This window comes from Pseudoalteromonas sp. P1-25 (assembly GCF_001401805.1).
In the GTDB taxonomy this organism is placed as follows: domain Bacteria; phylum Pseudomonadota; class Gammaproteobacteria; order Enterobacterales; family Alteromonadaceae; genus Pseudoalteromonas.
In genome coordinates, this window is sequence record NZ_LKDW01000013.1 from 87,936 (window position 1) to 108,589 (window position 20,654).

The following is a 20,654-nucleotide window of genomic DNA, read 5'->3' on the forward strand; positions in this document are numbered from 1 at the left end:
TCGTTACTGCCAAGGGCGCTCAGCAGCAAGTTGTTTTTCAAACGCATCAATTTGTGGGTTTAGCGTTTCGGTCACACCAATAAAGTCTAAGCCACTTAATAAACGCTCTTTTACGTCTTTACGAATATCAAAACTAATTGGCGCAAACTTATCGCTTGTGAGTGTTTGGTTTTCAAGATCGATTTGAATGTTTATATCGTCGTACTGCTCACTAAGTACAAACAATTGCTCAAGCGTGTCAGCTGGTAGCGCAATGGCTAGCATTTGGTTGTTGCCACAGTTATTAAAGAAAATATCAGCAAAGCTTTCCGCTAAAATTACTTCAAAACCATATTGCTTAAGTGCCCACGGCGCATGCTCGCGTGATGAGCCACACCCAAAGTTGTCGCGCGTTAATAATATTTGCGCGCCTTGGTAGCATGGGCGGTTTAAAATAAAATCAGGGTTTGGCTCGCCGTTTTCTAGGTAACGCCAATCGTAAAACAGCGCTGCATCAAAGCCATCACGGCTAGTTGATGTTAAAAACTGCTTTGGAATAATTTGGTCAGTATCTACATTGTTTTTATCAAGTGGGGCCATTAAGCCACTAAAAAATACGCTCATTAGGCTTCTCCTCTAATATCAACAAAGTGACCATGTATTGCAGCAGCTGCCGCCATTGCAGGGCTCACTAAATGCGTACGCCCGCCACGGCCTTGGCGGCCTTCAAAGTTACGGTTAGACGTAGATGCACAGCGCTTACCTGCTTCTAAGCGGTCGTCGTTCATTGCTAAACACATTGAACAGCCCGGCTCGCGCCACTCAAAACCTGCCGCTTTAAAAATATCGGCCAAGCCTTCGTCTTCAGCTTGCTTTTTAACAAGGCCAGAACCCGGTACGATTAACGCTTCTATGCCAGCCACTACCTGTTTGCCTTCAACAATTTTTGCCGCTGCACGTAAATCTTCAATACGGCTATTAGTACACGAACCAATAAATACTGTATCAACTTTAGCGCTTGATAATTTATCGCCCGCTTTTAAGTCCATGTATTTAAGAGCACTGCGTATAGCATCAGCTTTAATTAAATCAGGTTCTTGATCAGGGTCGGGTATGCATTCATCAACGCCAATTACTTGCTCTGGGCTGGTGCCCCATGTAATTTGTGGCTGAATGTCGTCGGCTTCAAGCTCAACACTTAAGTCAAACTCAGCGCCTTCATCTGTTTTTAAAGTTTCCCAATATTCAACTGCGGCATCAAAGTCAGCACCTTTTGGCGCAAATGGGCGGCCTTTTAAGTAATCATAGGTAATTTGATCTGGTGCTATTAAACCTGCTTTTGCACCCATTTCAATACTCATGTTACATAGCGTCATACGGGCTTCCATTGAAAGCGCTTCAATGCCTTCACCACAAAATTCAGCAACATAGCCTGTACCACCAGCAGTACCTAATTTACCAATAACCGCCATAATTAAGTCTTTAGAGGTGACAGTTGGGCGAAGCACCCCGTTAATTTGAATTTTTAACGACTTTGCCTTTTTTTGCTGTAGCGTTTGCGTTGCTAATACGTGCTCCACCTCAGACGTACCAATACCATGCGCTAATGCGCCAAACGCGCCATGCGTAGAGGTATGGCTATCGCCACATACAATGGTAGTGCCAGGCAAGGTAATACCTTGTTCAGGCCCCATTACATGCACAATACCTTGGTTAATTGAGTTTAAATCGTAAAGTACAATGCCAAACTCTTTACAGTTAGCATCAAGTGCCATTAACTGGTTTTTAGAGACTTCACTTGCGGCATCAAGTGATCGGCTTTTAGTCGATACATTATGATCCATCGTTGCAAAGGTTTTTTCTGGGCAACGTACTTTACGGTTTTTTTCACGTAGGCCTGCAAAAGCCTGCGGTGATGTCACCTCGTGTACTAAATGACGGTCAATATAAAGTAAATCAGTTTGCTCGTTTATGCTGGCAACGGTGTGTGCTTGCCAAATTTTGTCGTATAACGTTTGGGCCACTTGCTAATTCCCTACTTTGTTAAGTCGCAGCATAACGGTGCTGCGCCTTTAATAATTAAATACGTGAAACGATGGCGGCTGCCACATCGCTTGTGCTGTATCCACCCTCTGGGTAGATATCTGGCGTGCCAACGCCTGCTTCAACGGCTTCGGCTACGGCTTTTTCAATGGTGCGTGCTGCTTCGTCTTGCCCTAATGAGTAACGTAGCATAAGTGCGGCACTTAAAATTTGCGCAATCGGGTTTGCAACGCCTTTACCAGCAATATCTGGCGCTGAGCCACCAGCAGGCTCGTACAAACCAAAGCCCGATTGATTTAAGCTTGCCGATGGTAATAAGCCCATAGAGCCTGTGATCATTGCACACTCATCTGACAAAATATCACCAAATAAGTTATCGCAAAGTAGTACGTCAAACTGGCTAGGCTGTTTAACTAACTGCATTGCGGCGTTATCTACGTATATGTAATCTAGGCTTACTTCTGGGTAGTCTTTGCTCACTTCGGTGACTACTTCACGCCATAATACGCTTGATGCAAGTACGTTTGCTTTATCTACTGAGGTTACATGGTTACTACGTAATTTTGCCGCTTCAAAGGCAAAGCGCGCAATACGTTCAATTTCTTTACGCGAGTAAGTTTGTGTATCAAATGCAGCTTCTTCAGCGCCTTCGCCACTTCGGCCTTTTTCGCCAAAGTAAATGCCGCCAGTAAGCTCGCGCACACACAAAATATCAAAGCCTTTTTCGCTGATATCTGCACGCAATGGCGATGCTGCACTAAGCGCTGGTAAAAGTTGTGCTGGGCGTAAGTTACAAAATAAACCAAAGTGCTTACGAAGCGGTAAAAGCGATGCACGCTCAGGTTGCTCGTTAGGGGGTAGGTTTTCCCATTTTGGGCCACCTACTGAGCCAAATAAAATGGCATCGGCGTTTTCACATGCGCTTAGCGTTTTTGGTGGTAATGCTTCACCAAATTCGTCAATAGCTGCGCCACCAATAGCATGATGCTGACGGTTCAGGGTAAAACCAAACTTATTGCTTACAGCATCAAGCACTTGCTCTGCTGCTGCCATTACTTCTGGGCCAATACCGTCGCCAGCTAATACGGCAACGCTGTAGTTTGTTTTACTCATCCTGCTTTCCTTTGTTGTTTTAAATCAGACACTTTTTGTGCACGATAAATTAAGTTGTAAACACGGATCATGGCGCGTACCGACGCCTCTACCACATCCGCAGCAATACCCGCACCGTGATAAGGGCGGCCATCGTATTTAGCAATAATGTTTACTTGGCCTAGCGAGCTTGCGCCTTGGCCAGTGGCTTCTAAGTTGTATTCAATCATTTCAACGCTCATACCTGTTAAGCGCTCAATAGCCGCAAACGATGCTTCAACAGGGCCATTACCTGTGGCTGCTTCTTGTTTTGCTTCGCCATCAATTAACATTCCAATGGTAGAGCTGGCTACCGACTGTGAGTTAGACGCTGAGTTAACAAACTCTAATTGGTATTTTTCGTCTTTGTCGTTAATTTGATTAAAGTAAATCATGGCTTCAAGGTCGTAATCGTATACGGTACCTTTTTGATCAGCTAACGCTAAAAAGCTCTCGTATAAGCTGTCCATGTCGTAATCAGCTTTTTGGTAACCTAACTCTTCTAAGCGATGCTCAATAACATGACGACCCGAACGCGAAGTCATATTTAATTGGTTATTTGGCACACCGACGCTTTCTGGCGACATAATCTCATAAGTATTTTGCGCTTTTAATACGCCATCTTGGTGAATGCCCGAGCTATGTGCAAAGGCGTTTTCGCCCACAATGGCTTTATTTGGCTGTACCGGCATATTACAAATTTTTGCCACTTGGCGAGATGCGCGATAAATTTCTTCGCTTTTAATATCGGTGCGTACATTTAAGTGGTCTTTGCGCATTTTCATGATCATTGCCACTTCTTCTAACGAACAGTTACCCGCACGCTCACCAATACCATTTATTGTACATTCAATTTGTCGAGCACCCGCTTGTACCGCAGCTACCGAGTTAGCCACAGCTAAACCTAAATCGTTGTGGCAATGTACACTTAAACGCGCTTTATCAATATTTGGCACGTTATTCATTAAATGATGGATCATTGCGGCGTATTCGTCTGGCGTTACAAAGCCAACGGTATCGGGTAAATTAATAGTTGAAGCACCCGCATTAATTGCCTGCTCAACAATTTTACATAAATCCCAATGTGGCGTGCGCCCTGCATCTTCACACGAAAACTCAACATCATCAGTGTAGTTACGCGCTAATTTAATTGATTTAACCGCCATGGCCGTTGCATCGTCTAGACTCATACGTAATTTATGTTCAAGGTGTAAAGGGCTTGTAGCAATAAAAGTATGAATACGGCTTTGTTGTGCTGTGCGAAGCGCCTCACCACAGGCTTCAATATCTTTTGCTACTGAACGTGCTAAACCACAAATAATAGGGCCTTTAACCTCGGTTGCAATACGTTGCACCGAGCGAAAATCAGCGGGGCTAGAAACTGGAAAACCCACTTCCATCACATCCACGTTCAAGCGGCTAATAGTATGCGCTAGCTGAATTTTATCGTCTTCAGTAAGGCTTGCTTTAAGTGCCTGCTCGCCATCACGTAAGGTGGTATCAAAAATCCATACTTTATCTTTGTCTTGCATAACTGCCCCTCATTCCTCGATTACCCAAATTTCAATTTATCCCAGCCGCGAGATAATAAAAAACCCCGCAATTGCGGGGTTTTTAGTGTTTAACTCGATGCAAACACACTAATCCCCGCTCACTGACCATAGCAGTAAGAGGTTAAGTTTTAGTGTAATTAAACGAAAATTTTGCATCTTGTTTCTTGTGTGTGTGTTCAGTGAGGCCTATTTTTATCATTACAGCGCAGTGGGTGCAAGCATAAATATTCCAAATCAAGGAATGAAAACCCCACATTAAAGAAATTTATATACCTAAAAATAGCACATTAAGGTTTTATAAATCACACAACTGCACTTTTTGGCTTAAATTAATGTGTTGAGTAAACTTGCGTGCTTAGATTAACTTATTGCTAATTTTTTAAGCTAAACCTGATTATTTGTTTCACGAATATAATGCCCTGCACCGCGGGTGATATAACGCAGCTGCCAAATAACACGCTCAATTAATTCATCACGTTGCTGACCTTCAATGTCGAGTGCTTCAGCACCGGCATTAAATACCAGCGTTACCATGGCTTCGGCCTGAATATAAGCGTGGATTGAATCGCACTTGGTTTCGCTTTCTAAATAATGCGCAAGCTCTAAAATAAAGTGTTTTACCTCACGTGCAACAGCAGCTCTAAAGGCTTTTGAGGTGCCAGAACGTTCTCGCAGCAGTAATCTAAATTGGTTGCTTGAGTTATCAATAAACTCCATAAAGGTAACAACCGAGGTATTTATTACGCTACCACCACTGGCTATACGTCTGCGAGCTTGGCGCATAAGCTGACGAAGCGTTAAACCGGCTTCGTCGACCATGGTTAAACCTAGCTCGTTCATGTCTTTAAAGTGGCGATAAAAAGAGGTGGGGGCAATACCTGCTTCGCGGGCAACTTCGCGTAAGCTTAAATTAGAAAAACTATGATCAGCACTTAGCTGATTAAATGCCGCCTCAATTAAGGCTTGTCGTGTTTTTTGTTTCTGTTGTGCTCTAACACCCGACATCCACAGCTCCCTGAGTAATTTTATATGAAGTTTTAATGATAATTAGCCGAATTGTCTAGTCTAATACTTGACGCCAAGAGATTGAAACACTATTTTAGCTTACAGTTGTACGCTGAGAGTAAAAACGATGAATAAACCACCGATTATTTGGACAAACGTCCTATTTTTTAGCCTAACCTTTTTGGCGGCTGTCACCCTTGTACCTTGGTACGGCATTAGTTACGGATTTACCAGCGCGCATTGGATTGCATTTGTAGGCTGTATGTTTTACGCAGGCCTATCTATCACTGCCGGATACCACCGATTATGGGCGCATAAAGCCTATAACGTTCACCCTGGAATAGAATTTATTTTTGCACTTGGTGGCGCATTTGCTTTGCAAAACAGTGCGTTGCACTGGAGTAGCGATCACCGTATACACCACGGTCAAGTAGATGACCCAGTAAAAGACCCTTACGCCGCAACTAACGGTTTTTGGTACAGCCACATTGGCTGGATGCTACGTGATTACCAAGGCGATAGTTATAACGATTACAGTAATTGCCGTGATTTACAGCGCAACAAAATTGTTATGTGGCAACACAAGCACTACTTAAAGCTTGTTATAGCCATGAATGTCGGTTTACCGCTTGTGCTTGGTTTATTGGTAGGTGATGTGTGGGGCATGCTACTACTTGCCGGTTTACTGCGTTTAGTATTGAGCCAACACTTTACCTTTTTTATTAATTCATTGGCTCATATTTGGGGTTCACGCCCATATACTGAAAAAAATACCGCGCGCGATAATGGCTTTTTAGCGTTATTTACTTATGGCGAGGGTTACCATAACTTTCATCATATTTTTGCAAGCGACTACCGTAACGGCATTAAGTGGTTTCATTACGATCCAACTAAATGGATGATTCGCTCTTTAGCAGCGCTCGGTTTAGCCAGTAAATTAAAGCGCACTCCAGTTGAGCGCATAGAAAAAGCCAAAGCCGAAACGCTAATGAGTAAAACGCAAACGCGCCTTTCAAAATTGCCTTTAGCGCAAGATAAGCTTACATTATTACAACAAGAGTACGATTTACTGCTGAAAAAACTGCAAAATTACTGTTCACTACAAAAACAAGTGTTAGAAGCTAAAAAAAATAACATGGCAAAGCAGTGTGAACAATCAGCATTAATGACACAATACCATGAGCTGGAAGCCGCCTGGGAAAATCAAAAACAGGCATGGCTAGCACTTAATGCGAGGTTATTAAAAGCCTCTTTTAATTAATTTAGGAGTGGCTGTGGCCAAACAACCAGAACAAAAAAAAGCACCTGTAGTTTACCAATATGACGCAATAATTATTGGTACGGGCCCTGGCGGTGAAGGCACCGCCATGAACCTATCTAAAAACGATAAAAAAGTGGCGGTAATTGAACGCCAACAAGCTGTTGGCGGTGGCTGTGTACATTGGGGGACAATTCCTTCAAAAGCATTACGCCACTCGGTTAGCCGCTATATTGAATACAAAGCTAACCCATTATTTAATGTTGGCGAGCGCCCTAGTCGCTTAACATTTCCTGATATTTTAAGCCATGCAAGTTCTGTTATTTCTAAGCAGTCAAACTTACGTAGCAGCTTTTACGACCGTAATCGTATTCATATGTACCAAGGCGATGCGAGCTTTGTAGATAAACACACGGTTGAAATTAAGCGCCTTGATGGCTCAGCAGAGCGTATTACCGCTAAAACCATCGTAATTGCTACCGGCTCGCGCCCATATCGCCCACCTGAGGTCGACTTTAGCCATTCACGTATTTACGACAGCGACACCATTTTAGGCCTAGAGCACGACCCACAACGTGTTCTTATATACGGTGCGGGTGTTATTGGCTGTGAATACGCTTCAATATTTAAAGGCTTAGGCGCGAAGGTAGATTTAGTAAATACCCGCGACCGCTTATTGGCCTTTATGGATGCAGAAATCTCTGACGCGCTTAGCTACCACTTTTGGAACAGCGGTATTGTTATTCGCCACAACGAAGAGTTTGACCGTGTAGAAACACGGGACGATTGTGTTGTTATGCATTTAAAATCGGGCAAGCGTGTAAAAGCCGACTGTATTTTATTTGCTAACGGCCGTACAGGTAATACCGATACGCTAAATCTTGAAGCTATTGGCTTAAAAGCCGATGGTCGAGGCCAGCTTAAAGTCAACGAAATGTACCAAACAGAGGTAGACAACGTTTACGCAGTAGGTGATGTTATTGGCTATCCGAGCTTAGCTAGTGCAGCGTTTGATCAGGGCCGTATAGCTGCCGATGCGATTGCCTGCGGTAATTGCGAAGATAAGCTGATTATAGATATTCCAGCAGGTATTTATACCATTCCTGAAATGAGCTCAGTAGGTAAAACAGAGCAACAGCTAACCGCTGCAAAGGTACCATATGAAGTGGGCCGTGCACAGTTTAAGCACTTGGCTCGTGCGCAAATTGCGGGCACAGAAGTTGGTAGTTTAAAAATATTGTTTCACAGTGAAACCAAAGAAGTACTTGGCGTGCATTGCTTTGGCGAACGTGCCTCGGAAATTGTTCACATTGGCCAAGCCATTATGGAACAAAAAGGCGCTGGCAATACGGTTGATTACTTTGTAAATACCACATTTAACTACCCAACTATGGCAGAAGCCTACCGAGTTGCGGCGTTAAATGGATTAAATAGGTTATTCACTTAATCCACTTACTACACAGCAAAAAGCCCGCTAATTAGCGGGCTTTTTAGTAGCTATTAATACCACTGCTTGTTATTTGTGGTATTGCGCGCTTAGCTCATGTACTGCGTTAATAAATACACCGGCGTTTTCTGGGTCTACATCTGGTGTAATGCCGTGGCCTAGGTTAAATACGTGGCCATTTCCTGTGCCAAAATCTTCTAAAATAGTGCCTACTTCCTGGCGGATACGATCAGGCGTACCGTGAAGCATTGACGGGTCCATATTACCTTGCAATGCAACTTTATCGCCTACACGACGCTTAGCGTCGCCAATATTAATAGTCCAATCAAGACCTACTGCATCACAGCCTGTGGCTGCAATTGCTTCAATCCACTGGCCACCATTTTTGGTAAATAGCGTTACCGGCACTTTACGACCGTCGTATTCGCGAATTAAACCATCAACAATTTTATGCATGTATTGCAGTGAGAACTCGTTGTAATCGCGCGGGCTTAATACGCCGCCCCATGAGTCAAATACCATTAGTGATTGCGCACCGGCTTTGACTTGCGCGTTTAAATAATCAATAACCGAATCAGCGAGTTTATCGAGTAATAAATGCAGTGTTTGCGGCTCTGCAAACGCCATTTTTTTAATTTTACCAAATACTTTACTGCTGCCACCTTCAACCATGTAAGTTGCTAGTGTCCACGGTGAACCCGAAAAACCAATAAGCGGTACTTCGCCCTTTAACTCACGGCGAATTGTGCTTACTGCGTTCATTACATAGCCAAGCTCGTCAGTTGGGTCTAGCTTTGGAATTTTTTTAACATCAGCAAGTGACGAGATAGGGTTTTCGAACTTAGGGCCTTCACCGGTTTCAAAGTACAAACCTAAACCCATTGCATCGGGAATCGTTAAAATGTCACTAAATAAAATAGCGGCATCTAATGGGTAGCGACGAAGTGGTTGTAGTGTTACTTCACACGCTAGCTCAGCATTACGGCACAGGCTCATAAAATCGCCCGCTTGTGCACGTGTAGCACGGTACTCTGGTAAATAGCGTCCTGCTTGACGCATCATCCATACCGGTGTTACATCAACGGGTTGTTTTGCAAGTGCACGTAAATAACGGTCATTTTTTAATTCGCTCATAGCTTAATAATCCTGAGGCTTATAGAAATTGTTCAAGATTGTACCACCATATTCTTCGGCTCTCTATCGCTATGCTTGTAAAACATGTGTTATAGCTAACCGTCCCTACTTTGTTGCTTATTTAGTCACGTTTGCGCACTAAACAATCAAAAAGAACTAACAATAAAAACTTTTTGTTAATATGTTTGCAACATTACAAAAACCTTGGTATTGTTTGTCCCGCGTTAACAAGAACAATAATAAAAATCTTAAACAACAATAACAAAAATATTTATAATAAAAATAACAAAAATCTTCTATAACAATAAGAAAGCTTGTATTAACAGGCCAAAACAAGAAATTAAGCCACCTTAACCGGTGGTTTTTTCTTGCCTGCAATAAAATAATAAATTACCTACAATAAATACACGTATACCCCAGCTCATACCTTTTACTTGTTGATATACACTTAAATAAAATATATCTTGATGTATAAGAAGATTTAAATTTAACCATAAAAGTGACCCAGCTTAGGAGAACAGTAATGCTGACGCGCGTAGAGAAAGCTCAACAAAAATGGGGTGGTAGCCATACTGTCATTGATAAATGGTTAAACGAGCGCCAAGAATTAATAGTACTTTATTGTAAAATGGCTGGGTTTTCGCCATATGATAAAAAAGATCACGCCTTACCAGAGCCAGAGCAGATTCAATCATTTTGCCAAATTTTAATGGATTACTTATCTGCCGGCCATTTTGAAGTGTACGATGACATTGCTAAAGCCTGTGAGAGCAAGGGCCTTGAAAGCCAACAGCTGGCAAATACAATTTACCCGCGCATTTCAAGCACAACAGATATTGCTTTAGATTTTAACGATAAATACGCAGAAGTAGATAAAGAGGACTTGTTAGCAGAGTTTGATAATGATTTGTCGGTACTTGGCGAAACGTTAGAAGCGCGTTTTGAACTAGAAGATGAGCTAATAGATAATTTGTTTTCTAACCACACAGATTAATAAAATAGCCTACAAAAAAGGGACCGTTATGGTCCCTTTTTGCGTTATAAGCTACTGCTTATTGCGCTGGTGCTTCGTCATCTTGTATTTCAAGTAGTTCTACTTCAAAAACAAGCGTTGAGTTAGCTGGAATTTTACCTAGGTCACGATCGCCGTAAGCAAGTTCAGAAGGAATAGTAAACTTATACTTAGACCCTACAGACATAAGCTGTAAACCTTCAGTCCAACCCGCAATTACACGGTTAAGAGGGAACGTAGTTGGCTCGTTACGCGCATAAGAGCTATCAAACTCAGTGCCATCTAATAAAGTACCTTTGTAATGTACTTTAACTACGTCTGTTGCTTCAGGCTTTTCGCCTTCCCCTTCGCTAAGTACTTCGTACTGTAAGCCTGACTCAGTGACTGTTACGCCTTCTTTTTTAGCATTTTCTTCTAGGTATTTTTTACCTGCTTCTTTGCTTTTTTCAGACTCAACTTTAGCTTTAGCTTCTTGCTTTGCACGCACTGAAGTATCTAATTCAGTAAGTACTTCACGGATTTTTTCTTCATCGATTTTTGCATTACCAGCAAGCGCGTCTTCAAAACCACGAATTAACAGTGCTTGGTCTAGCTCGATACCAATCTCTGATTTATCAGCTAGGTCTTTATTTAAAAAGTTACCTACTGATGCACCAATACCGTATGCTTGTTGCTGCTCTACAGTGTCTAATTTAACTTCAGCTTTTTCTTGTTTTGCTTCTTGATTACAAGCTGTAAGCGCTAAAACCGACGCTGCAATCAATGACAATCTAATCGTCTTTTTCATTTTAAATCTCCGACACACTTTGCAGTTGTCATTTATTGTATTATTACTAGTTAAAGATTAACGGCCTACATGATAGGCTGCTTGTTTAATAACTAACTAAATTAAAACCTAACCTATTATAGTGATTAGACAAACACCCTAGGCCTTCAACGTGACCTAGTCTAACCTCTCAGTCACTAAGAGTTAAGAGGAAATACCTGTAATATGTCGATATTTCGTACTTTTTTAATCGCTTTTAGCTGTTTATTAGCCCTAGCTTGTAGCGATCAAAAACAGCAAGCTGCACAACGCTTTGAACACGCAGCACAGGGTGCGTTTTCCTCGGCAGTATCTAACGATGGTAAATACAGCTTAGTCTCCTCCATTCACCATGGGGTCGCCCTGTGGGATAATCAACAGCAGGTGCTAAAATATCAATGGTTTCAACAACAATCACAAGAAAGCCTAGTGTATGCTGTGGCTATTGCCTTTGATAATAGCGTGGCCGTTACCGCAGAAAAAACCACCTTTGCCGTGTGGGATATTAACAGCGGCGAAAACCGTGGCTATTATAAAATTCAACAAGCCACTATTCGCGATATTGCGATAAGCAACCAAGGCCGCAGTGTTTTATACGGCAGAAGCGACGGTGTAGTGGTCTTTTTAAACCTAGAAACCGGACGCCGCATTGAATTTTTAGGCCACCAAGACAAAGTAAACACCGTTGATTTATCGCCTAACGGGCGCTATGCCCTAAGCGGTTCGAACGATTACGTTGCCTATTTTTGGGATACACGCACAGGACAAGTAATTCATCGCTTTAATCACCCTACGCGAGTTACCCAAGTAACTCTAGACCCACAGGGTCGCTACGCATTTACCGCAGATAGTATGAAGCAAGCACATGTATGGAAGCTGACTACAGGTGATCTTGTGAGTAAACTGGCGTATATTGCGCGTCAGAAAATTTTTACTGCGGTACGCTTTAATGAACAAGGCACATTGCTGGCAACGGGCTCGCCCAATAAGCGCGTTGATTTATGGCAGTTGCCCAGCGGCGAGAAAATTCAAACTTGGCAAGTCACACCACGTAAAGGCAGTAAGCCTAAATCGGCTGTGGTGCTAGATGTAACGTTTATAGATAACGGCAAGTCGTTATTAACCGAGAGCTCGAGCGGAATTGCAGAGCACTTTACAATACGAGAAGCAAATGAACACAATTGAACATCGTTTAATGGAACTTGAGGCAAAAGTTGCTTTTCAAGACGAAACAATAGAAATATTAAATGACGAGCTAAAAGCACACCAACAGCAGCTTGCAAAAATGAAGCGCCAAACTGAGCTACTAGCAGAAAAGCTTAAAGAAGCGCAGCAACCGTCGCTAATGTCACAAATGCAAGAGCCACCTCCGCCACATTACTAAAATAAAAACCGGGTTAATCGCCCGGTTTAAATACACCAATAACTTGTTCAAATTGGCGAGTAGATGCCTGAACTGCGTTATCTGGCTGCGCCATTTTGTGGCCGCACTCTACGCACTCTACTTTTTCAACATCATGTTCTCTGTATAGCATCATGGTATCCATGGCTTTACATTCAGGGCACGATGCACCAGCAATAAATCGCTTCTTTTGTCTCACAACATTTTTCCTGTGGTTTGAACTGCACATATTTTATCGTATAACTTCCTAGGTTGATACGCTTGATAAGAGCAATACGTTCTATGGTATGATAGCGCCAACTTAACAAGGGCACAGCAAAGTAACGTATTCATGATCCAAATCTCAGAAATAGAACTACTTCGTGGCGGAAAAGCCTTATTAAAAAATGCTTCGGCTACTTTATTTCCACAACACAAAGTAGGTCTTGTAGGCGCTAATGGCTGTGGTAAATCTACGTTATTTAGTTTATTAAAGTCTGAGCTACAGTTAGATGCTGGTGATTGCAGTATTCCTAAAGATTGGTCTATTGCCTCTGTAAAACAAGAAACTCCCGCCCTTGAAATAAGCGCCATTGATTATGTACTGCAAGGCCACCCAGAATACTACGCACTGCGTATCGCACTGCGTGAAGCTGAGCAAACCAACGATGGTGACACCCAAGCCAAAGTACATATTCAGCTTGAGAATATTAAAGGCTACAGCATAGAGTCAAAAGCGGGCGAATTGCTGCACGGCCTAGGCTTTGCTAATCACCAAATAGAAAACCCAGTAAGCGCCTTTTCGGGTGGTTGGCGTATGCGTTTAAACCTTGCACAAGCACTTATTCGCGATGCCGACTTACTATTACTCGATGAGCCAACCAACCACCTTGATTTAGATGCCGTTTACTGGCTTGAGCGCTTTTTACGCGCCTATACAGGCACACTAGTGCTTATATCGCATGACCGTGAGTTTTTAGACGCCGTGGTTGATCAAATTTGGCATGTAGATAAACAGCTTATTAATGTGTACAAAGGTAACTACTCACAGTTTGAGCGCCAAAAAGCAGAGCGTTTGTTGCAACAACAAGCTATGTTTGAAAAACAACAAGAGCAAATTGCCCACCTTGAGCAGTTTATAACTCGCTTTAAAGCCAAAGCCAGTAAGGCCAAACAGGCACAAAGCCGTGTTAAAGCACTCGAACGTATGGAAAAACTGGCTCCTGCACATGCCGACTCACCATTTGACTTTGAATTTGCCGAGCCAACAGCCCTGCCTAACCCGCTAATGACCCTAGATAAAGCAAAAGCAGGTTATGGCGATGTCACTATTTTAAATAATATCGCGCTAAACCTAGTTCCTGGCAGCCGTATTGCGTTACTCGGTCGTAACGGCGCGGGTAAATCAACGCTTATAAAGCTATTAGCGGGCGAGCTTGAGCCGCAAGCAGGTAAAGTGGTTCAACACCATGGCTTAAATATTGGTTACTTTGCACAGCATCAATTAGAGTCGCTTGATTTAAAAGCCAGTGCAGTGACTCATATTCAACGCTTAAACCCTCAGGCCACTGAGCAATCATTGCGTGACTTTTTAGGCGGCTTTGCCTTTATTGGCGATAAAGCACTTGAGCCGGTGGCACCGTTTTCGGGCGGTGAAAAAGCCCGCTTAGTGCTAGCCATGTTGGTGTATCAAAAGCCCAATTTACTACTACTTGATGAGCCAACAAACCACCTTGATTTAGAAATGCGCCACGCGCTAGTGATGGCACTGCAAGGCTTTGAAGGCGCCATGGTTACCGTATCGCACGATCGCCATATGCTCAAAAACACCGCCGATGAATTTTATTTAGTCGATGATGGCAAAGTGACTCAGTTTGGTTACGATTTAGATGCGTATTACCAATGGTTACTCAATGCCAATAAAGAAGCCGCTAAAAGCCAGCAACCTGACGAGCCAAAAGCGAATTCTGGCATTAACCGTAAAGAGCAAAAACGTTTAGAGGCCGAGTTTAGAAAAACCATTCAACCGCTTAAAAAGCAAATTGAAAAGCTTGAAAAGCAACTAGACAAATACTCTGCAGAGCTTAGCGAGGTCGAAGTCGCCCTTGGCGATAACGAACTCTACAACGACAATAATAAAGCCCAGCTAAAAGAGTTAATTGCTAAGCAAGCCACGCTTACCCCTAAAGTAAACGACACCGAAGAAGCGCTCCTAATGGCGCTTGAAGAAATGGAAGAAAAAGAACAGGCCTTTGCTGATGAACTTGCTCAATAGCAATGATTTTTGGCAATTTGCGTGCACCTTGTACGCAAAGCCTGGGCAACAACAAGCCTTGCTGACTCTTCAAAACCAGCAAGGTAAAAACGTAAATCTGTGCTTATTTTTATTGTACTTAGATTCACTTAAGCTAAGCATTAACACCGAGCAACTCAGTGCGTTAATAGAATCAATTGACGAATTTGATACACAAGCACTTAAGCCTCTGCGCTCTGTCCGTCGCTATTTAAAAGCAAATCAGGAGACGATTGCTGACTACACAAAAATACGTGAAGAGTTACTAAGCACAGAGCTAAAGCTTGAAAAGCAGCAACAGCAAATACTTGTTGATACAGCGAATAAACTTAGCTTTTTAGAAGCTGTAAAGCCAAACAATATTGAGCTGTATGTGAAAGCCACTTAGGCTGTCAGTTTTCATACCCTCTTCTAATGCCCATTCTATTTTCTTTGTACAAAAAAATCTTTAAGTAGTTTATTCACAAAGAGAACTAGAGACGCTGCGCTTTTAGAAAAAATAAAGGCCAAGCTAATATCGCTAAAAATATGAGTCTAGCCTCTACTGGCTCGTGGCTACCTTTCTCATTTACTCCTCATTCTCTTCTCTTTGTGCAAAAAAACCTTTAAGTAATTTACTCACAAAGAGAACTAGAGACGCTGCGCTTTTAGAAAAAAATAAAAAACAAGTTATTATCGCTAGCAATATAAGTCTAGCCTCTGCTAGCTCGTGGCTACCTTTCTCATTTACTTCTCATTCTCTTCTCTTAGTGCAAAAAAACCTTTAAGTAATTTACTCACAAAGAGGGTTAGAGACGCTGCGCTTTTAGAGGAAAATAAAAACCAAGCTAATATCGCTAAAAATATAAGTCTAGCCTCTGCTGGCTCGTGGCTACCTTTCTCATTTACTTCTCATTCTCTTCTCTTAGTGCAAAAGATCTTTAAGCAAATTGATTATTCAAAGCCTATAAGTGCTGCAGTAACTAGCTAGCCTCTAAAACATGATCTACATCAACTTTACTTGGTTACTTTTTCTACTTAAGAAAATTGTTTGATCTCGATCACGTTACGCCTTGCAAACTCGCTCTATGATTAACCCATCAACTGAACGAGGAGATTAATCATGAACGTGTTCTTTAGAGACTTTTTTAGCGACCCTGTTTTATTTATGTCTTTTGGGATTTTAGGCGTAGTGATTTCTCTTTGCCTATTTTACGCTTTTTACTTTATTAAAAAAATTAGCGAGGCTGAAGTTCCCGAGCATCATTAAGCACGACGCACAAAGCGCCTACTCAGGTTACTGATTAGGCGCTTTTTATTTTATAAAGCGAAAAATTTGGTACACTAACGTTTCGTTTTTTTCATAGTGCGTAGTACAAACATGATCAATAAGTTTAAACCAGCATGGTGGATGACCAATCGTCACGTTCAAACCATAATGCCGCGTTTTTTCCGTCCATTTCACAATACGTCCTACGAACTTGAGCAACTTGATACGCCCGACGGCGATTTCATTGAACTTGCATGGTCGCTGCCTCATAACGAAAACGCTCCCCTTGCAGTGGTTTTACATGGCCTTGAAGGCAACATAAATAGCTTTTATGCCAAAGGCATGATGAAAGCCTTAAAAAAACAAGGTTATGCCGTAGTACTTATGCACTTTAGAAACTGCTCAAGTGAAGTTAATCGCTTACCGCGTGCTTATCATAGTGGTGATACCGCCGACTTAGCTTTTTTTATAAATCATTTAAGGGCGCAATTCCCAAGCCGCCCTATTATGGCTGTTGGTTTTTCGTTAGGGGGTAATGTACTGGCTAAATACCTAGGCGAAGAGCGCGAAAACTGCCCGTTAAGCGCCGCTGCAGTGGTTTCGGCTCCTTATGATTTATCATCATCAAGCGATGTTATTCGCAAAAGCTTAGGTAAAATTTATCAAAAGTATTTGCTCGATAGAATGAAAAAATCAATGCAGCGTAAATTGCCACAAATTAAGCAGCAAATACCTATTACCTCTGAGCAGTTAATGAAAATTGACGATTTACTAGAGTTTGATAATCAACTAACCGCACCACTGCATGGCTTTGAAAACGCGTACGATTACTATCGCCAAGCCAGCGCCATGCCTTACTTAAAGCATATTGCGATTCCTACGTTAATCATTCATGCCAAAGACGACCCAATGTTGTCGATTAAAGCCGTGCCAAGTAGGCAAGATGTGAGTGAGCATGTTACCCTGAGCGTCTCTGAAAAAGGCGGCCACGTAGGGTTTATTAGCGGTAATAACCCGTTTAGGCCGGTATTTTGGCTTGAGCAAGCCGTTCCTTATTATTTTGGCCAGCACGTTCCCACTAAAGCGAGCAGTAAGCAGTTATGATTATCCCTTTTGAACAACTTGATAAAGACACCCTCTATAACCTAATTGAAAGCTACGTGCTTCGTGAAGGCACTGATTACGGTGAGCAAGAAGTGAGTATTCAAAGTAAAGTAGCGCAGGTTAATCAGCAACTTAAAAATGGTGAAGCCATGGTGTTTTTTTCTGAGCTACATGAATCAGTCACTATTATTTCAAAAAATGAATTTAAAGCTCTACAAAGCGAGGAGCATGAATCACAGTCGTTTGATTAGCGCCTAACACTTGTAACTTTTGAGCTGAACGTACACAATGGCTTTTTACCCAAAGAGCCAAAACATGATAAAACTCAGCACTCTAGTGGTAGCCATATCACTAGCTTTAACACCACAAGCCTTTGCAGAGCAAGTAAAAAGCCCGTCAGACAAAGCAGTAAAACTAGCAAAAGACACTATTTTAATCGACACCCATATTGATGTACCTTATCGTATCCACGAAAAATGGGTTGATGTCACTAAAGCTACCGATGGCGGCGACTTTGACTACCCTCGCGCAGTAAAGGGCGGTTTAAACGCGCCATTTATGTCTATTTATATTCCTGCTCACTTAGAATTTGAAGGCAAAGGTAAAAGTTATCAGCTAGCCAATCAAATGATTGATAGCATGGAAGCCATTGCACAGCGCGCCTCAGAAAAATTTGCCATTGCCAGCTCTACTGCAGATATAGAAGCGCAGTTTGAGCAAGGTAAACTGTCAATTGCGATGGGTATGGAAAATGGCTCGCCAATTGAAGGAAAAATGGAAAACCTACAGCACTTTTTTGACCGCGGTGTACGCTACATCACGCTTGCGCACTCACAAAGTAACCATATTTCTGACTCATCATACGATATTCGCCGTAAATGGAAAGGCTTAAGCCCATTTGGTAAAAAGCTGATAACTGAAATGAACAACGTCGGTATGCTCATTGACGTATCGCATATATCAGATGATGCGTTTTATCAGGTAATGGAGCTATCTAAAACACCGGTTATTGCCTCACACTCTTCATTACGCAAATACACACCGGGCTTTGAGCGTAATATGAATGATGACATGTTGCTAGCGCTGAAAAAGAATGGCGGAGTTATCCAAATTAACTTTGGCTCAAGCTTTGTAACCTCCCAAGCAGGTTCATGGTACAAAGACCTGAAAAGTACAAAGGAGGCCGTTAAAAAAGAAGGCACTAAGCCAGGCAAAGACTTTGACGCAGCGTACCGTGCTAAAAACCCATTCCCGTTCGCAAGTCTTGAGCAAGTCCTTGATCACATTGACCATGTAGTTGAATTAATTGGTATTGATTACGTAGGTATTGGCTCTGACTACGACGGTGTAGGGGATTCATTACCGATTGGCCTAAAAGATGTAGCGAGCTACCCTAACCTAGTGCAAGGGTTAATGGACAGAGGCTATAGCGATGCCGACATTAAAAAGATTTTAAGCGAAAATACGCTAAGAGTGTGGAAGCAAGCTGAGGCGTATGCGAAAAAACACTAGCGTGTAAGCTGTAAGCTGTAAGCTGTAAGCTGTCAGTTGTCAGTTGTCAGTTGTCAGTTGTCAGTTGTCAGTTGTCAGTTGTCAGTTGTCAGTTGTCAGTTGTCAGTTGTCAAAAAGTTTAATTAATAGCACGGTTTAAAGTCGTGCTTTTTTATGTGTTAAGTATAATTTAACACCAAGCTACTAATAGCTAATAGCTAAATGATCTGACTCCATAAAAGTAGACACCTATTTAGGAGTCAGTTCTCATGAAAGTAAAAGCGTTTCGTAAACATACAGAGGAATTTAAAAGAAAAGTGGTGCAGGAGTCGCTAGACTCACACGGTACCGTTAAAATGACCGCTAAAAAATACGGTATTCATCCCGATATACTGTCAAGTTGGAGAAGTAAAATGACCTCAAGAAAAGAGCCTAAGCCACTTAAAAACCATGGTCCAGAAAAGTCATATAAAGACCTTGAACGTCAAGTTCGTAACCTTGAAAAGCAGCTTGAGGACGTACAGTTGGAGAACGACGTACTAAAAAAGGCGAGGGCCTACTTCGACAGTCTAAAAGAATAAGGTTTCAATATATTCATAAGGCCACGACGGCGAAGAAAACAGTAAGCAAGTTATGTAAGTTATTATCTGTTTCTAAGGCTGGGTATTACAAATGGTTGAAACAGTCGTCGAATCCAGTTGAAAGAAAAAATGATTTTTTACTTCAGTTTTTAATAAAAAGAAGTAATGAAGAGCACTGCATACCTGGTTACAGAAAATTGTGGCAAGCCGCCATAGCCGACGGATATGATTGCAGTAAAGGCCGAGTGCAGCGTTTATTACAAAGCGTGGGTTATCGCTCTAAGTCAGGTAAGCGTCGCTACAGCAGTGGTAATAAAAAGCAGGGTTTTACAACAGCAGAGAATCTACTTGCTCGTCAATTTGATGTTGAAGAGCCTAATAGTGTATGGGTATCGGATATAACTCAGGTGCGCTGTAAAGAAGGCTGCCAGTACTTATGTGTCATTTTAGATTTATACTCACGCAAAGTTGTGGGCTGGGCAACAAGTCGAATTAATAATGCGGTTTTAGTGATTAAAACACTAAAGAAGGCTTGGAATGTGCGCAAGCCGAACGGGCAACGTTTACTGTTTCATTCAGATCAAGGGAGCCAGTATCGAGCTAAAGAGACTATATCGTGGTTGAACAAGCGAGGTGTAACGATTAGCATGTCGAGAAAGGGAAACTGCTGGGATAATGCCTGTTCAGAAAGTTTTTTTGCTCAGTACAAAAAAGAATGGATGAGTAATCTAAATGAACTGAGTCGTAGCGAAATGACAATACAAAGTCGTTTTTATATTGAGAATTACTACAACTCAGTGCGAATGCATGGGACGATTGGAAATGTTAGCCCCATACAATATGAATCAATGAATTAAAACCCCGTGTCTACTTTATCGGGGTCAGATCACAGATCAGATAGCTGATAGCTGAAAACTAAGCACTTTTCTTCAGGCATTAAAAAAGGCCACCTAAGTGACCTTTTTTTAACAATTAACTTAAACGTTAATTATTACTCTACGATAGTTGCTACAAAGCACCTACGCCTAAGGTAAGAGCGCCACCTTCACATGACGTAAATTCCAGGCATTAAAAAAGGCCACCGAAGTGACCTCTTTTTAGTATTAATTAGCTAGGCTAATTATTACTCTACGATAGTTGCTACAACACCAGCACCTACAGTACGGCCACCTTCACGGATAGCGAAAC

The 20,654-nt window shown here is 42.1% G+C and carries 20 protein-coding genes; 12 read left to right on the plus strand and 8 right to left on the minus strand.

Annotated elements, in window-relative coordinates; all coding sequences use genetic code 11:
- Window positions 1-3 precede the first annotated feature (3 nt).
- The 5 genes from leuD to fabR all read right to left on the minus strand — a co-directional run bounded on the left by leuD (window position 4) and on the right by fabR (window position 5,711).
- A complete protein-coding gene (gene leuD, locus AN393_RS10270) occupies window positions 4-603 on the minus strand; it encodes a 3-isopropylmalate dehydratase small subunit (RefSeq protein ID WP_055015489.1) in 600 nt (199 codons plus the stop codon).
- Window positions 603-2,003 carry a 3-isopropylmalate dehydratase large subunit gene (gene leuC, locus AN393_RS10275; RefSeq protein WP_055017988.1) on the minus strand — a complete coding sequence of 467 codons (1,401 nt, stop codon included), beginning with the start codon at window positions 2,001-2,003 and terminating at the stop codon, window positions 603-605. The genes leuD and leuC overlap by 1 nt, the downstream gene beginning before the upstream one ends.
- A gap of 55 nt (window positions 2,004-2,058) precedes the next feature.
- Window positions 2,059-3,135 (minus strand): 3-isopropylmalate dehydrogenase, encoded by a 1,077-nt coding sequence (gene leuB, locus AN393_RS10280; RefSeq protein ID WP_055017989.1) that lies wholly within the window; start codon window positions 3,133-3,135, stop codon window positions 2,059-2,061.
- Window positions 3,132-4,685 (minus strand): 2-isopropylmalate synthase, encoded by a 1,554-nt coding sequence (leuA, locus tag AN393_RS10285; protein WP_055017990.1) that lies wholly within the window; start codon window positions 4,683-4,685, stop codon window positions 3,132-3,134. The genes leuB and leuA overlap by 4 nt, the downstream gene beginning before the upstream one ends.
- A gap of 405 nt (window positions 4,686-5,090) precedes the next feature.
- Window positions 5,091-5,711 (minus strand): HTH-type transcriptional repressor FabR, encoded by a 621-nt coding sequence (gene fabR / locus AN393_RS10290; RefSeq protein ID WP_055015493.1) that lies wholly within the window; start codon window positions 5,709-5,711, stop codon window positions 5,091-5,093.
- Window positions 5,712-5,838: 127 nt separating this feature from the next.
- Here fabR and AN393_RS10295 point away from each other — a divergent pair, with 127 nt between their 5' ends.
- A complete protein-coding gene (locus AN393_RS10295; protein WP_055015494.1) occupies window positions 5,839-6,972 on the plus strand; it encodes a fatty acid desaturase in 1,134 nt (377 codons plus the stop codon).
- 13 nt (window positions 6,973-6,985) lie between these two features.
- On the plus strand, window positions 6,986-8,416 hold the full coding sequence (gene sthA / locus AN393_RS10300; RefSeq protein ID WP_055015495.1) for a Si-specific NAD(P)(+) transhydrogenase: 1,431 nt from the start codon (window positions 6,986-6,988) through the stop codon (window positions 8,414-8,416).
- Window positions 8,417-8,485: 69 nt separating this feature from the next.
- Here sthA and hemE read toward each other — a convergent pair whose 3' ends face one another.
- Window positions 8,486-9,550 carry a uroporphyrinogen decarboxylase gene (hemE, locus tag AN393_RS10305; RefSeq protein ID WP_055015496.1) on the minus strand — a complete coding sequence of 355 codons (1,065 nt, stop codon included), beginning with the start codon at window positions 9,548-9,550 and terminating at the stop codon, window positions 8,486-8,488.
- Between the two features lie 523 nt (window positions 9,551-10,073).
- On the opposite strand from hemE, the gene AN393_RS10310 reads away from it, so the two are divergent.
- Window positions 10,074-10,544 carry an Rsd/AlgQ family anti-sigma factor gene (locus AN393_RS10310; protein ID WP_055015497.1) on the plus strand — a complete coding sequence of 157 codons (471 nt, stop codon included), beginning with the start codon at window positions 10,074-10,076 and terminating at the stop codon, window positions 10,542-10,544.
- Window positions 10,545-10,602: 58 nt separating this feature from the next.
- On the opposite strand, the gene fkpA is transcribed toward AN393_RS10310, so the two are convergent.
- Window positions 10,603-11,349: an FKBP-type peptidyl-prolyl cis-trans isomerase gene (fkpA, locus tag AN393_RS10315; protein ID WP_055015498.1), complete on the minus strand. Its 747-nt coding sequence runs from the start codon at window positions 11,347-11,349 to the stop codon at window positions 10,603-10,605.
- A 204-nt stretch (window positions 11,350-11,553) separates the two neighbouring features.
- On the opposite strand from fkpA, the gene AN393_RS10320 reads away from it, so the two are divergent.
- On the plus strand, window positions 11,554-12,552 hold the full coding sequence (locus tag AN393_RS10320; RefSeq protein WP_055017991.1) for a WD40 repeat domain-containing protein: 999 nt from the start codon (window positions 11,554-11,556) through the stop codon (window positions 12,550-12,552).
- Complete coding sequence (locus AN393_RS10325; protein WP_055015500.1) at window positions 12,539-12,751, plus strand: SlyX family protein; 213 nt, start codon at window positions 12,539-12,541, stop codon at window positions 12,749-12,751. The genes AN393_RS10320 and AN393_RS10325 overlap by 14 nt, the downstream gene beginning before the upstream one ends.
- 13 nt (window positions 12,752-12,764) lie before the next feature.
- On the opposite strand, the gene AN393_RS10330 is transcribed toward AN393_RS10325, so the two are convergent.
- The gene (locus tag AN393_RS10330; protein WP_004589620.1) at window positions 12,765-12,968 is read right to left on the minus strand and encodes a YheV family putative zinc ribbon protein; all 204 of its coding nucleotides are present in this window, start codon (window positions 12,966-12,968) and stop codon (window positions 12,765-12,767) included.
- Window positions 12,969-13,100: 132 nt separating this feature from the next.
- Here AN393_RS10330 and AN393_RS10335 point away from each other — a divergent pair, with 132 nt between their 5' ends.
- The 7 genes from AN393_RS10335 (at window position 13,101) to AN393_RS10370 (ending at window position 20,323) form a co-directional block, all read left to right on the plus strand.
- The gene (locus AN393_RS10335; RefSeq protein ID WP_055017992.1) at window positions 13,101-15,023 is read left to right on the plus strand and encodes an ATP-binding cassette domain-containing protein; all 1,923 of its coding nucleotides are present in this window, start codon (window positions 13,101-13,103) and stop codon (window positions 15,021-15,023) included.
- Complete coding sequence (locus AN393_RS10340; protein WP_055015502.1) at window positions 15,007-15,429, plus strand: TIGR02444 family protein; 423 nt, start codon at window positions 15,007-15,009, stop codon at window positions 15,427-15,429. The genes AN393_RS10335 and AN393_RS10340 overlap by 17 nt, the downstream gene beginning before the upstream one ends.
- A gap of 714 nt (window positions 15,430-16,143) precedes the next feature.
- Complete coding sequence (locus AN393_RS20440) at window positions 16,144-16,290, plus strand: hypothetical protein (protein WP_004589623.1); 147 nt, start codon at window positions 16,144-16,146, stop codon at window positions 16,288-16,290.
- Window positions 16,291-16,401: 111 nt separating this feature from the next.
- Window positions 16,402-17,394, plus strand: coding sequence for a hydrolase (locus tag AN393_RS10350; RefSeq protein WP_055015504.1), 993 nt, complete (start codon window positions 16,402-16,404; stop codon window positions 17,392-17,394).
- A complete protein-coding gene (locus AN393_RS10355; protein WP_055015505.1) occupies window positions 17,391-17,645 on the plus strand; it encodes a YheU family protein in 255 nt (84 codons plus the stop codon). Before AN393_RS10350 ends, AN393_RS10355 begins: the two co-directional genes overlap by 4 nt.
- 64 nt (window positions 17,646-17,709) lie before the next feature.
- Window positions 17,710-18,906 carry a dipeptidase gene (locus AN393_RS10360; protein WP_055015510.1) on the plus strand — a complete coding sequence of 399 codons (1,197 nt, stop codon included), beginning with the start codon at window positions 17,710-17,712 and terminating at the stop codon, window positions 18,904-18,906.
- A 248-nt stretch (window positions 18,907-19,154) separates the two neighbouring features.
- A protein-coding gene (locus AN393_RS10370; RefSeq protein WP_152968276.1) for an IS3 family transposase occupies window positions 19,155-20,323 on the plus strand; the annotation gives its coding sequence in 2 pieces (ribosomal slippage) (window positions 19,155-19,425 and window positions 19,425-20,323; 1,170 coding nt in all).
- Window positions 20,324-20,654: the final 331 nt, after the last annotated feature.